This is a genomic window from Polaromonas sp. A23 (genome assembly GCF_002001015.1).
In the GTDB taxonomy this organism is placed as follows: domain Bacteria; phylum Pseudomonadota; class Gammaproteobacteria; order Burkholderiales; family Burkholderiaceae_C; genus Polaromonas.
Genome location: NZ_MUNO01000018.1, coordinates 229,491 through 242,291, shown reverse-complemented (window position 1 = coordinate 242,291; position 12,801 = coordinate 229,491). Strand labels below are relative to the sequence as shown.

Here is a 12,801-nt window from a genome sequence, read left to right as displayed (position 1 = left end):
CCTCTTCCAGGCCGGACTTCCCTGATCAGGCGTCTACCCGAACCTTGGCCTGCTGCGCCACCTGCGCCCACTTCTTCTGCTCTTCACGAATGAAAGATGCAAACTTTTCGGTGCTGCCGCCACCGTCTTCTGCACCATACTGCTCCATTTTTTCCTGGACGTCGGGCATGGCCAGGACCTTGTTCACGTCATCGTTCATGCGCTGCACCATGGCCGGTGGCATTTTGGAAGGGCCCATCAGCCCGTACCACACCGTTGCTTCAAACCCGGGAAAACCGGACTCGTCCATGGTCGGCACTGTGGGGTGGCCCTTGGCGCGTTTGAGCCGGGTTTGCGCAATGGCGATCGCTTTACCACTCTTGATGTGCGGCGTGGCCGACGTCATGGTTTCAAAGCAGTAGTTGACCTGACCGCCAATCAAGTCAACCAGGGCCGGGCCGGAGCCGCGGTAGGGAATATGCAGTGCAAAAATTTTGGCCTGCAGCTTGAACATCTCCAGCGCAAAGTGCTGGGCAGAGCCACCGCCGGCCGAGGCAAAACTGATCTGCCCGGGCTTGGCCCGGCATAGCGCCACCACGTCTTTCACGATTTTGGCAGGTTGGTCCACATTGCACACCAGAATGTTGGGCGTCACGCCCACCATGCTGATGGGCACAAAGTCGCGCTCGGCGTTGTAGCCCAGCTTGATGCCCAGTGCCGGCGCCAGCGCATGGCTGTTGATGTGCGCCATCAGCAACGTGTTGCCGTCGCCAGGCTGCTTGGCCACATAGTCGGCGGCAATGACGCCGGCCGCACCCGCCTTGTTTTCAATGACCACAGAAACATTCCACATGACTCCCAACTTCTGGCCAACCACACGCGCGAGCGCGTCCGTGCCGCCGCCTGGCGGAAAGCCCACAACGATGCGAACCGTTCCGGCGGGCAGGTTTTGCGCCCGCAAGGCGGGGGCAGCCACAAGGGCAGCGCTGGCAGCTGCGGCGGTGATAAGGGTTCTGCGTTGCATGTTTGTCTCCTTGAATTCAACTTTCTCTGCCGGTCACTCCGGATGTGACCCGATTTCTATCACGGTGAACCAACACGGCCCGCGCGTCAAGCCCGCAAACGCGTACACAATTTCATGCCGCCTTGCGCAGCGGCACGACGGCCGCGTGGTTTGAGAAATGGTCCATGGCCGCGAGCACGCCGGAGCCGGCCAGCTTGACGCCCGCGAGCTTGAGGCCCATCTCGCAGCCGGAGAGCGCCGCCATCAGCGTCAGGTCATTGCAATCGCCAAGATGGCCGATACGGAACATCCTGCCCTTGACCTTGCCCAGGCCGGTGCCGAGCGAGCAGTCAAACCGTTCGTAAATGATCTTGCGCACTGCGTCAGCGTCCACGCCTTCGGGCATCATCACACCGGTGAGGACAGGCGAATACACGGCTGCGTCGGCACACTGGATCTGCAAGCCCCAGGCGCGCACGGCGGCGCGCACGCCCTCGGCCCAGCGCTGGTGGCGCGCAAACACCACGTCCAGGCCATGCTCAAGCAACATGTCGCAGGCTTCATTCAAGCCATAAAGCAGGTTGGTGTTGGGAGTGGACGGCCAGTAACCTGCCTTGTTCATCTCGATGATTTCGTCCCAGGCCCAGAAGGCCTTGGGCAGCCTGGCAGTCTTGCTGGCTTCCAGCGCCTTGACGGACACCGCATTGAAGCTGATGCCCGGCGGCAGCATCAGGCCTTTTTGCGAACCGCTGATGCTGACATCCACGCCCCATTCGTCGTGCCGGTAGTCGGCCGAGGCCAGGCCGGAAATGGTGTCCACCAGAAGCAGCGCCGGGTGTTTGGCTGCGTCGATGGCTTTGCGCACGGCAGCGATGTTGCTGGTGACACCGGTGGAGGTTTCGTTGTGCACCACGCACACGGCCTTGATGCTGTGCTGGGTGTCGGCCTTGAGGCGCTCTTCAATCAGGTCGGCACGCACGCCGTGGCGCCACATGTCCGGGCCGGGGTAACTCATGACCTCTGTCTTCAGGCCCATACGCGCCGCCAGCTTTTCCCACAAGGCGGCGAAGTGGCCGGTTTCGTACATGAGCACGTGGTCTCCTGGACTCAGCGTGTTCGCCAGTGCGGCCTCCCAGGCGCCGGTACCCGATGCCGGGTAAATAATGACCGGCTGCCTGGTTTTGAAAATCTTTTTGATGTCTGCCAGCACCTTCAGCCCCAGCGCAGCAAACTCGGGGCCGCGGTGGTCAATGGTGGGCAGGCTCATGGCGCGCAAAACCCGATCGGGCACGGGTGAAGGCCCGGGAATCTGCAGGAAGTGACGGCCTGTGGGATGGAAGTCGAGAGTCAACATAAGTAAAAGATAAAACTCCGTAGATGTCGCATTTTTTGCATACAAAATTCATTTGTCAATCTATTTTTGCCATTTATAGGGTTTGACACAGGTATTTTTTGCATACAAAATTGACTTATGACTGCTGACATCATTTCCATTCCGCGCGCGGCCCTGCATGAGCAGGTGGCCCACCGCCTGCGCCAGATGCTGGTTGAGAACCGCATCGCCCCGGGCGCCAAGCTCAATGAACGCGAGCTGAGTGAAGTGCTCAAGGTCTCGCGCACGCCGCTGCGCGAGGCCATCAAGATGCTGGCCGCCGAAGGGCTGGTTGAGCTGCTGCCCAACCGCGGAGCGATTGCGGTGGAGTTGTCCGAGACGGATGTGCTCAACACCTTTGAAGTCATGGCCGGGCTGGAAGCGCTGTCTGGCGAGCTGGCCGCCGGGCGCATCACCGATGCCGAGCTGGACGAGATCAAGGCGATGCATTACGAAATGCTGGCGGCCTGGACGCGGCGCGACCTGCCCGCCTACTACCGACTCAACGCGGCCATTCACCGCGCCATCAACACCGCGGCCAAAAACCCGGTGCTGACCGCAACCTACGATCAGGTCAACGCGCGGCTGCAAGCGCTGCGCTTTCGCTCCAACCAGGATGGCGAGAAATGGAACGCCGCGGTGAAAGAGCATGAAACCATGATTGACGCCCTGAGCCGCCGCGATGCGCCTGCCATGCGCGCGGTGCTGCTGGCCCATTTGCAGAACAAGCGTGACGTGGTGATGGAGCAACTGCGCGCGGCACGGCCGGCGGCCACCGCTTGAGCCATCCCATGAACGCCCCCTTACCCGTGAAAGTGGCGCAGGAAACAGCGGCGCACGCCTATGACAGCGTTGCACGCATCAGCAATGAAGTGGCCGGCCGCCTGGCCGCCCGGCTGGCCAGTGAAACCGGCGGCGAAGTGATGTTCTCATCGGCAGACCGCGGCCGCTATGCCACCGACGCCTCCATTTACCAGGTGATGCCGGTCGGCGTGTTTGTGCCGCGCAGCGCACCCGACGTCAAAACCGCACTCGACGTCTGCCGCGACATGGGCGTGCCAATAGTCGCGCGGGGCGCCGGCACCAGCCAGTGCGGCCAGACCGTGGGCGCCGGACTGGTGATCGACTGCGCCAAACACCTGCGCAACATCATTGATGTGGATGTTGAAAATCGCACCGCCGAGGTGGAGCCCGGCGTTGTGCTGGACGACCTGAACGCCAATCTGAAAAAGCACGGCCTCTGGTTTCCGGTGGATGTTTCCACCAGCGCGCAGGCCACGCTGGGCGGCATGGCCGGCAATAACTCCTGCGGCAGCCGCAGCATTGCCTACGGCAACATGGTGCACAACGTGCTGGGCATGCAGGCCTGGACTTCGGCCAGCGAGCTGCTGCAGCTCGGGCCTTACGGCACAAGCAGCGGCAAAGCACGCGAACTGGGCAACCAGGTGCGCTCGCTGGCGGAAGAACTGGCGCCGTCCATCAAACGCCTTTGGCCCAAGGTGATGCGGCGTGTGGGCGGCTATAACCTGGACATTTTTGACCCGCAGAGCGAGCGGCCCTACACCGCCGACGGCTCGGTCAACCTGGCACACCTGCTGGTTGGCAGTGAAGGCACGCTGGCGCTGACCAAATCACTGACGCTGCAGCTGAGCGAGTTGCCTCGCGCCAAGGTATTGGGCGTGGTGAACTTCCCCACCTTCTACCGCGCCATGGACGCGGCGCAGCACATTGTGAAGATTGGTGGCGGCACGCTGACGGCGGTTGAGCTGGTGGACCGCACCATGATTGATCTGTCGCTGCAGAACCCGGCTTTTGCGCCCACCATTCGCAGCGCACTGATCGGCCAGCCTGCGGCCATCTTGCTCGTCGAGTTTTCCGGCGCGAGCAAGACGGCGCTGCTGCCCAAACTCAAACGCCTGAGCGAATTGATGGGTGATCTGCTGCTGCCCGGCTCGGTGGTTGAACTGGTGGATGACGCACCGCAGAAGAATCTGTGGGAAGTGCGCAAGGCGGGGCTCAACATCATGATGAGCCTCAAGGGCGACGGCAAACCGGTGAGTTTTATTGAAGACTGCGCCGTGCCGCTGCAGCACCTCGCCGAATACACCGACGCACTGACCGAAATTTTCCAGAAATACGGCAGCAAGGGAACCTGGTATGCGCACGCCTCGGTAGGCACGCTGCATGTGCGGCCGATTCTCGACATGCGGCGAGAAGGCGCGCCCAAGATGCGCGCCATTGCCGAGGAAGCCTCGGAGCTGGTGCGCAAGTTCAAGGGCGCCTACAGCGGCGAGCACGGCGACGGCTTGTGCCGCGGCGAGTGGATCAAGTGGCAGTTCGGCCCGCAGATCGACGAAGCGTTTGCCGCCATCAAACACACCATGGACCCGATCAATCTGCTGTGCCCCGGCCGAATGATTGACCCGCCCAAGATGGACGACACGCGGCTGATGCGTTTTGCACCCGGCTACAAGGTGATCCCCATCAAGACGGCGCTGGACTGGAGCGCGTGGAATGTGCAGAACGATCCAGTGACAGAAAAAACCAGCGCGCCCGGCAGCGGCGGCGACCCGGCGCATGGCTTGGCCAAAGCGGTGGAGATGTGCAACAACAACGGGCACTGCCGCAAGTTCGATCTGGGGACCATGTGTCCGAGCTACCGCGTGACGCGTGACGAAAAACACCTGACCCGCGGACGGGCCAACACCTTGCGGCTGGCGCTCTCGGGCCAGCTGGAGGGCTTGAACGCCCGCGACGCGTTCACCAGCGAGGAAGTGAAGGACGCGCTGGACCTGTGCGTGAGCTGCAAGGGCTGCAAGCGTGACTGCCCCACCGGCGTGGACATGGCGAAGATGAAGGTGGAGTTTTTGCACCACTACAAGGCCAGGCACGGCCACACGCTGAAAGACAAGCTGGTTGCACGCCTGCCCGACTACGCTCACCGGGCCAGCGGCTGGGCCCCCCTGCTGAACCTGCGCGACCGGATTCCGGGGCTGGCCGTGCTGAGCGAGAAGATCATGGGGTTTTCTGCCAGGCGCACATTGCCGCAATGGAAAACGCGAACTTTTTTCAACCACGCCCCCAGGAGTGCCACGAGGGAAGAGGTGCTGGCAGCCAACAAACCGGTGGTGCTCTTCGTGGACACCTTCAACGGCACATTTGAATCCGATAACGCTTTTTCAGCATTAAAAGTGCTGCAAGCCGGCGGCTACACGGTGCATATAGCTACCAAAAAGATAGCAGATGGAAAACACCTGTGTTGCGGCCGCACCTACCTCGCCAGCGGCATGGTGGACGAGGCAAAGGCCAAGGCCACCGAACTTGTGAGCGCGCTGCTGCCCTTTGCAGACCGGGGTATTGCCATCGTCGGGCTGGAGCCGTCCTGCCTGTTGACGATGCGTGACGAAATGCTGGTGATGGGTCTGGGAGACGCGGCGGAAACCATCGGCAAGCAAGCCTTGTTGTTCGAAGAGTTTCTTGCGCGCGAAGCCGCAGCGGGCAGGCTTGACGAACTCAAGTCCAGGCTACATCCGGTGGACGAAGCCATCCTGCTGCACGGCCATTGCCACCAGAAGGCGTTTGGCGCGGTGAGCCCCATCATGGATGTGCTCAAACTGATACCCGGCGCAGCACCGGAGTTGATCGAGTCCAGTTGCTGCGGCATGGCCGGCAGCTTTGGTTATGAAGCCAGTCATTACGAGGTGTCGATGCAGATGGCCGAGTTGAGCCTGCTGCCCGCGATTCGCCGGCAACCCGATGCGATTGTGGTGGCAGACGGCACCAGTTGCAGACACCAGATACGCGATGGAGCACAGCGCGAGGCGATTCACGTGGCGCTGCTGCTGGCGCAACAGCTGCGAACCTGACGCCTTACCGGCGCGGCGTACGCGAACAAACGAACGGGCGGAGTAAAGTGAAACCATGCACACGCCCGAGATCCTGACCATCACCCTGAACCCCGCCCTGGACGTATCAACGTCGACGGACAAGGTTGTCGATACCCACAAGCTGCGCTGCGCGGCCGCACAGTTTCACCCCGGAGGTGGCGGCATCAACGTGGCCCGCGTTTTGCACCGGCTGGGCAGCCGCTGCCTGGCGATTTACCCCTCAGGCGGCGTTACGGGCGAGCGGTTGGGCCAGATGCTGGACCAGGAGCAGGTGCCGCGCCATTGCTGGCGCATTGCCGGCGAAACGCGCGAGAGTTTTTCCGTGCACGAAACTTCCAGCGGTAATGACTTCCGCTTTGTGTTGCCCGGCCCCTCGCTGGAGGCGGCCGAATGGCAAGCCTGCCTGGACTACGTAAGCGGCCTTGCAACGCCGCCGCGCGATGTGGTGGCCAGCGGCAGCCTGCCGCCCGGCGTACCTCCTGATTTTTATGCCCGGCTGGCCCGGTTGGCCAAGGCACGCGGCAGCCGGATGGTGGTCGATGCCTCGGGGCCGGCGCTGGTGGCAGCGCTGGCTGAGGGCGTGTACCTGTTCAAGCCCAGCCTGCGTGAGTTGCGCGAGCTGACCGGACAGCCGCTGGAAAACACAGCGCAACAACGCGAAGCAGCGCAAGACATCATCGCCCAGGGCCAGGCCGAGATCGTGGCCCTCTCCCTGGGGGCAGACGGTGCACTGCTGGTGACGGCCAACAAGGCGCTGCGGGCATCCGCCCTGCAGGTTCAGGTGGCCAGCACCATTGGTGCAGGCGACAGCTTTGTGGGCGGGCTGGTCTGGGCACTGAATCGCGGCCAGGGCCTGGACGACGCTTTTCGCCACGGCATGGCCGCAAGCGCTGCCGCGCTGCTTACACCGGGCACCGCGCTTTGCCAGCCGTCGGATGTCGAGCGGTTCAGTCGAGAAGTGATCGTGACGCCAGCCTGAAGACCGCAAGGCAGCGTTCACACCACCATTCAGTTTGGCTCGGGTAGCCCGGAGGTCGCGGGCCGGCACCAGGCGCCGATGCAGCCCTGCGTTTGATCTTGCGCAAAACAACACCGGTTCCGGGCGCCTAAGGTAGGCAGTGTTACAGGTAACGGAAACCGGCACGCCATGAACACACAAGCCCATATTCGCTGGTTTGCAGAAACCGGCGCTGACGACGTCGCGCTGGTGGGCGGCAAAAACGCCTCGCTCGGCGAAATGGTCCGCGAACTTGGCTCGCAGGGCGTACGCGTGCCCAACGGCTTCTCGGTAACGGCGCAAGCCTACCGTTACGTGCTCGATCAGGCGAACGCCTGGCCGGGTTTGCGCGCAACGCTCGACGGCCTGGACGTCAAGAACGTGGACGACCTGGCGCGGCGCGCGCAGCAGGCGCGGGACATCATCCAGTCCGCGCCCCTGCCCGAAGACCTGGTGGCCGACATCACTGCTGCGTACGCCCGGCTGCAAGCCGAGTACGGCGAGACGCTGACCCTGGCAGTGCGCAGTTCGGCCACCGCAGAAGACCTGCCGACGGCCAGCTTTGCCGGCCAGCACGAAACCTTTCTCAACATCGCAGGGCAGGCCCGCCTGCTGGATGCGGTGCGCCAGTGTTTTGCCAGCCTCTTCAAGGACCGCGCCATTGCCTACCGTGTGGACCACGGTATTGATCACTTCAAGGTTTACCAGTCGGTCGGTGTAATGAAGATGGTGCGCGCTGACCGCGGTGCCAGCGGCGTGATCTTCACCCTGGACACCGAGACTGGTTTTCGGGACGTGGTGTTTGTCACCGGGGCCTGGGGGTTGGGCGAAAACGTGGTGCAGGGAACAGTCGATCCGGATGAGTTCTATGTGTTCAAGCCCACGCTGAAGCAGGGTTATCGCACCGTGCTCAGACGCAAGCTTGGCAGCAAGGAAATACGCATGGTGTATGCCAAAGCTGCCGGGCGCGAGACCACGCGCAACATGCCAACGCCGCTGGAAGACCAGACGCGTTACTGCATCAGCGACGAGGAGGTGCTGGAACTGGCCGATGCCGCCGTCACGATTGAAGCCCACTACAGCCGAAGGTCTGGATCGCCCATGCCGATGGACATCGAATGGGCCAGGGATGGCCTGGACGGCAAGCTCTATATCGTGCAGGCGCGCCCCGAGACCGTGGCAGCGCAAAAGCCGCCGGGAACGGTTGACGACTTCCGGCTCAACGCCAAGGGCCCCGTGCTGGCAAGCGGAGGCGCCGTGGGCGGAAAAATTGCTTCGGGCCGGGCGCGCGTCATTCATGATGTCAGCGAGCTCAACCAGTTCCAGCCCGGAGAGGTTTTGGTGGCGGACACCACCATGCCTGACTGGGGCACGGTGATGAAAATCGCCGCTGCCGTGGTAACAAACCGCGGCGGCAGAACCTGCCACGCGGCCATCGTCGCGCGCGAGATGGGCATACCGGCTGTGGTGGGCTGCGGCAACGCAACCACCGCCATCCGCACCGGCGACGAGATCACCGTGTCCTGCGCTGAAGGCAGCACCGGACACATCTACGCAGGCCTGCTGCCTTTCACCACCACACACATCGATGTTGCCGGTCTCGCACGGCCGCAAACCCATGTGATGGTCAACATTGCGAACCCCGACACCGCTTTCCAGGTGGCACAGCTGCCCAATGACGGCGTGGGGCTGGCACGCATGGAATTCATTGTGGCTGAACACATTCGTGCGCACCCCATGGCGCTGGTTCACCCGGAGAAAATTGACGACGCCTCCGTACGCGATGAGATCGCCCACCTCACGCGCGGCCATGCAAAGCCGGCGGATTATTTTGTGCGTCAGCTGTCAGAGGGCGTGGCCACCATCGCCGCGGCCTTTTACCCCAAGCCGGTGATTGTGCGCATGTCCGACTTCAAAACCAATGAATATGCCAGCCTGCTTGGCGGACGCTGGTTCGAGGCAGCCGAGGCCAACCCGATGATCGGGTTTCGTGGTGCCTCGCGCTACGCGCACCCGGCTTACGCAGAGGGCTTTGCACTGGAATGCGCGGCCATGAAACGTGTGCGCGACGACATGGGCCTGACCAACGTGAAGCTGATGATTCCGTTTTGCCGGCGCGTTGAGGAAGGCGAGCGCGTGCTGCAAGCCATGGCGAGCCACGGCCTGGCACGCGGCGGGCAAGCAGACGATAAAGGGGATAAAGGACTGGAGATTTACGTGATGTGCGAGATTCCCAACAATGTCATCCAGGTGGATGCCTTTGCCCGGCTGTTCGACGGGTTCTCGATCGGCTCCAACGACCTTACGCAGCTGGTCCTCGGGGTGGACCGGGACTCGGACATCGTGGCTTTCGACTTCGACGAGCGCGACGCGGGCGTCAAGGAGATGATCCGGCAAACCATTGAAGGCGCACACCGCAATCAGCGCCATGTGGGCATCTGCGGCCAGGCACCTTCGGACTATCCGGAGATTGCGCAGTACCTGGTGGAGCTCGGCATTGACTCCATCAGCGTCACGCCCGACACCTTGCTGCGAACCACCCGCGACGTGCTCGCCGTCGAAGCAAGGTTGGGGCGTGCGCCGCGCAACACGGCGACCGGGCCCACCTTTTCCACTTTCACCAGGAAACCGTCATGAACCTGACCATTGCTTCATTGATGCACCGCGAGGTGTACACCGCAGCTCCCGACGATACATTGCAGTCCGTGGAAGCCAAGCTGGTGTCCAACGGACTTAGCTGGGTGCCGGTGGTCGACGGCGGCAACGTGCTGGGCGTCATCAGCAGCACCGACCTGTTGCGTCACCATGCCGGTGGAATGCTTACCCCCAAAGTCAGCGCCTGGCAGCTGTGCACCTACAAGCCTGTCACGGTGCGCCCGGACGCCACGCTGCGTGAGGTCGCCAGGTTGATGATCGAATCGAATATCCACCACGTGGTGGTGATGGACGGCAACGACATCAAAGGCGTGGTGTCGGCCCTCGACTTTGTGCAAACCTTCGTGGACTGAAGCCACGCGCTACATCCCGGGCCGGCGGTACGATCTGCCCTGCACCCGCATATATGCATCCCTGTGTGGAATCGCTCTGTTTTTGATAGCTGTCAGCCCAGGTGTACATTGGGCAGGAGACCGATTTGTTACCAAACCGGGTCTACCGACGTCGGAGCGGCCGTTTCACCGCAAGCTCAGGCAACTCGACGCCCTTGTATTCGCGCCTGCTGAAAGCCCACATGCCACCAGCCGGGAAACAGTGCGCGCACTTCGGGCTGTGCGTAGCGGTCGTCCACCAGGTAGACCACGCCCTCGTCAGCCTCGGTACGGATCACCCGGCCTGCGGCCTGCACCACCTTTTGTAGGCCCGGGTACAGATAGGTGTAGTCGTACCCCTTGCCAAAGCTGGCCTCCATGCGCTGGCGGATCTGCTCGTTGACGGGATTGATCTGTGGCAAACCCAGCGTGGCGATGAACGCGCCAATCAACCGTTTGCCGGGTAAATCGATACCCTCGGCAAACGCACCGCCGAGCACCGCAAAACCAATGCCGCGGGACGCCGGGGTGAAGCGCTCGAGAAACTCCTTCTTCGCGCCCTCTTCCATGCCGCGCGACTGCTCCCACACGGGAATAGCAGGGTAACGAGCCTTGAACAGATCGGCCAACTGCTGGAGGTAATCGAAGCTGCTGACAAAACTCAGGTAGTTACCCGGCTCGGCGGTGTATTGCCGGGCCATGAGGTCCACCATGGGAGACAGTGAACTCTCCCGGTGCTGAAAGCGCGTGGACACGTCACTCACCACCTGCACCGACAACTGCTCGGCCCTGAAAGGCGAAGCCACGTCGATCCAGGCGGTGTTGTCGGGCAGCCCCAGCAGGTCACTGTAATAGTGGGCCGGCCCCAGCGTGGCGGAAAACAGCGCGGCTGAGCGGGCCGCGGCAAAACGCGGTGCCAGGAAAGGCGCGGGCACGACATTGCGCAGGCAAAGCATCGCCCCGCCCTCCACCAGCGTGATGTCAAACAGTGAATGGGTACCGAGCAATTCCGCCATGCGCGAAAAATGCAGCACTTCAAATAAGAAATTCTGTAGCCGCGCGTCAATGCCCGACGGATGGTCGGCCAAGTGGTCCAGAATAGCGCTCGCCGTCTGCTGCAGCGCCCCGCAAAAAACCTGCGGCACCTCGTCGTGAACCTGGTATTCCTCGACCTGGTTCTGGTACAGCTCCTGCCAGGCACGACCGAGACGGCCCAGCACAGTCTTGATGGCCGGTGGCGCAGCCTGCCTTGCCAGTGCAAGGTGGGCTGGGTCGAGCTCGGCTGAATACATCTTGCGCGCCCGCTCTACCAGGTTGTGCGCCTCGTCCACCAGCACGCTCACCCGCCACTGGCTGGTCTGGGCCTGGGCGTAGAGCATGGCGTTGACGTCGAAATAGTAGTTGTAGTCGCCGACCACCACGTCGCTCCAGTGCAGCAGATCCTGGCCCAGGTAATAGGGGCAGACCTGATGCGCCAGGGCAACTTCGCGCAGCGTTGTTTTGTCCAGCGCGCCCGCGCCGGAAGCCGATGCGTCCACGGCAGCCTGGCGCGCTGCAGGCAGACGGTCGTAAAAACCTTTGGCCAGCGGACACGACTCGCCGTGGCAGGCCTTGTCGGGATGCTCGCAAGCCTTGTCACGCGCCACCAGCTCCAGCACCCGCAGTGGCACATGCGGGGCGCTGTGCTTGATGCGGGCCACGGCATCCAGCGCCAGTTGCCGGCCCGGCGTCTTGGCGGCAAGAAAGAACACCTTGTCGAGTTGCTGCGTAGGGCAAGCCTTGAGCAACGGAAAAAGCGTGCCTATGGTTTTGCCAATGCCGGTGGGCGCCTGCGCCATCAGGCAGCGGCCACTGCTGGCCGACTTGTAGACCGCTTCGGCGAGTTCACGCTGCCCGGGGCGAAAACCCTCGTGCGGAAACGCCAGGGTCTGCAGCGCTTCGTTGCGCGCGCTGCGGTGCGCAAGCTCCTGCTGCGCCCAGGCCAGGAAGCTTTCACACTGCTGTTCAAAATAGACCCGCAGGTCTTGCGCGCTGTGCGATTCGATGATCAGCGTTTCGTCCTGGGTGGCGACATTGAAGTACACCAGCGCCAGCTTGATACCGGGCAAGTCTTCCTTGCGGCACAGCAGATGGCCATACACCTTGAGTTGCGCCCAGTGCAGTTGCCGGTGGTTGTCCCGCATCGCGTCCAGATTGCCGCGATATGTTTTTATTTCCTCAAGCTGACCCAGCTCCGCGTCGTAGCCGTCGGCACGGCCGCGCACACGCAAATGTCTGTAGTCACCGCTCAGGCTGACTTCGGTCTGGTAGTGCGCTGGCCGGCGGAGTGCCACCATGCGGTGACCGGCCATGCCTTCCAGCGCGGACGGCGAAGGTGTGAAACGCAGGTCCAGGTCGCCCAGCTTGGCGGTGAAATCGCACAGCGCACGCACGGCCACCACATAGGGCGTGTCCGTGTGGGGGGCGGCGGTCATGGGTGGGCTTGCTGGCTATAGACTGTATGGATAGCCAGTATTGTAGCCAGCCTCTCGACTTCC

At 62.5% G+C, this 12,801-nt stretch carries 8 protein-coding genes; 5 read left to right on the top strand and 3 right to left on the bottom strand.

What is annotated here, in order from left to right; translation table 11 throughout:
- Nucleotides 1-25 precede the first annotated feature (25 nt).
- Both B0B52_RS10050 and B0B52_RS10045 read right to left on the bottom strand, forming a co-directional pair.
- On the bottom strand, nt 26-1,003 hold the full coding sequence (locus tag B0B52_RS10050; protein ID WP_077593484.1) for a tripartite tricarboxylate transporter substrate binding protein: 978 nt from the start codon (nt 1,001-1,003) through the stop codon (nt 26-28).
- 112 nt (nt 1,004-1,115) lie between these two features.
- A complete protein-coding gene (locus B0B52_RS10045; RefSeq protein ID WP_077593483.1) occupies nt 1,116-2,336 on the bottom strand; it encodes an alanine--glyoxylate aminotransferase family protein in 1,221 nt (406 codons plus the stop codon).
- 117 nt (nt 2,337-2,453) lie between these two features.
- Between B0B52_RS10045 and B0B52_RS10040 the strand changes: the two genes are divergently transcribed.
- From B0B52_RS10040 to B0B52_RS10020, 5 genes are all read left to right on the top strand, one after another.
- Nucleotides 2,454-3,137, top strand: coding sequence for a GntR family transcriptional regulator (locus tag B0B52_RS10040; protein ID WP_077593482.1), 684 nt, complete (start codon nt 2,454-2,456; stop codon nt 3,135-3,137).
- An 8-nt stretch (nt 3,138-3,145) separates the two neighbouring features.
- A complete protein-coding gene (locus B0B52_RS10035) occupies nt 3,146-6,220 on the top strand; it encodes an FAD-binding and (Fe-S)-binding domain-containing protein (protein ID WP_077593481.1) in 3,075 nt (1,024 codons plus the stop codon).
- 55 nt (nt 6,221-6,275) lie between these two features.
- Nucleotides 6,276-7,220 (top strand): 1-phosphofructokinase family hexose kinase, encoded by a 945-nt coding sequence (locus B0B52_RS10030; protein ID WP_077593480.1) that lies wholly within the window; start codon nt 6,276-6,278, stop codon nt 7,218-7,220.
- A 168-nt stretch (nt 7,221-7,388) separates the two neighbouring features.
- The gene (ppsA, locus tag B0B52_RS10025) at nt 7,389-9,875 is read left to right on the top strand and encodes a phosphoenolpyruvate synthase (protein WP_077593479.1); all 2,487 of its coding nucleotides are present in this window, start codon (nt 7,389-7,391) and stop codon (nt 9,873-9,875) included.
- Entirely contained in the window at nt 9,872-10,246 is a 375-nt protein-coding gene (locus B0B52_RS10020) for an HPP family protein (RefSeq protein ID WP_077593478.1), read from the top strand. Before ppsA ends, B0B52_RS10020 begins: the two co-directional genes overlap by 4 nt.
- 176 nt (nt 10,247-10,422) lie before the next feature.
- Here the strand turns inward: B0B52_RS10020 and B0B52_RS10015 are convergent, their stop codons facing one another.
- Nucleotides 10,423-12,738 carry an ATP-dependent DNA helicase gene (locus B0B52_RS10015; protein ID WP_077593477.1) on the bottom strand — a complete coding sequence of 772 codons (2,316 nt, stop codon included), beginning with the start codon at nt 12,736-12,738 and terminating at the stop codon, nt 10,423-10,425.
- Nucleotides 12,739-12,801: the final 63 nt, after the last annotated feature.

Bases quoted from the DNA above. Each gene is read 5' to 3' on its own strand.
- B0B52_RS10050 (WP_077593484.1), bottom strand. From the start codon at position 1,003: ATGCAACGCAGAACCCTTATCACCGCCGCAGCTGCCAGCGCTGCCCTT.
- B0B52_RS10045 (WP_077593483.1), bottom strand. From the start codon at position 2,336: ATGTTGACTCTCGACTTCCATCCCACAGGCCGTCACTTCCTGCAGATT.
- B0B52_RS10040 (WP_077593482.1), top strand. From the start codon at position 2,454: ATGACTGCTGACATCATTTCCATTCCGCGCGCGGCCCTGCATGAGCAG.
- B0B52_RS10035 (WP_077593481.1), top strand. From the start codon at position 3,146: ATGAACGCCCCCTTACCCGTGAAAGTGGCGCAGGAAACAGCGGCGCAC.
- B0B52_RS10030 (WP_077593480.1), top strand. From the start codon at position 6,276: ATGCACACGCCCGAGATCCTGACCATCACCCTGAACCCCGCCCTGGAC.
- ppsA (WP_077593479.1), top strand. From the start codon at position 7,389: ATGAACACACAAGCCCATATTCGCTGGTTTGCAGAAACCGGCGCTGAC.
- B0B52_RS10020 (WP_077593478.1), top strand. From the start codon at position 9,872: ATGAACCTGACCATTGCTTCATTGATGCACCGCGAGGTGTACACCGCA.
- B0B52_RS10015 (WP_077593477.1), bottom strand. From the start codon at position 12,738: ATGACCGCCGCCCCCCACACGGACACGCCCTATGTGGTGGCCGTGCGT.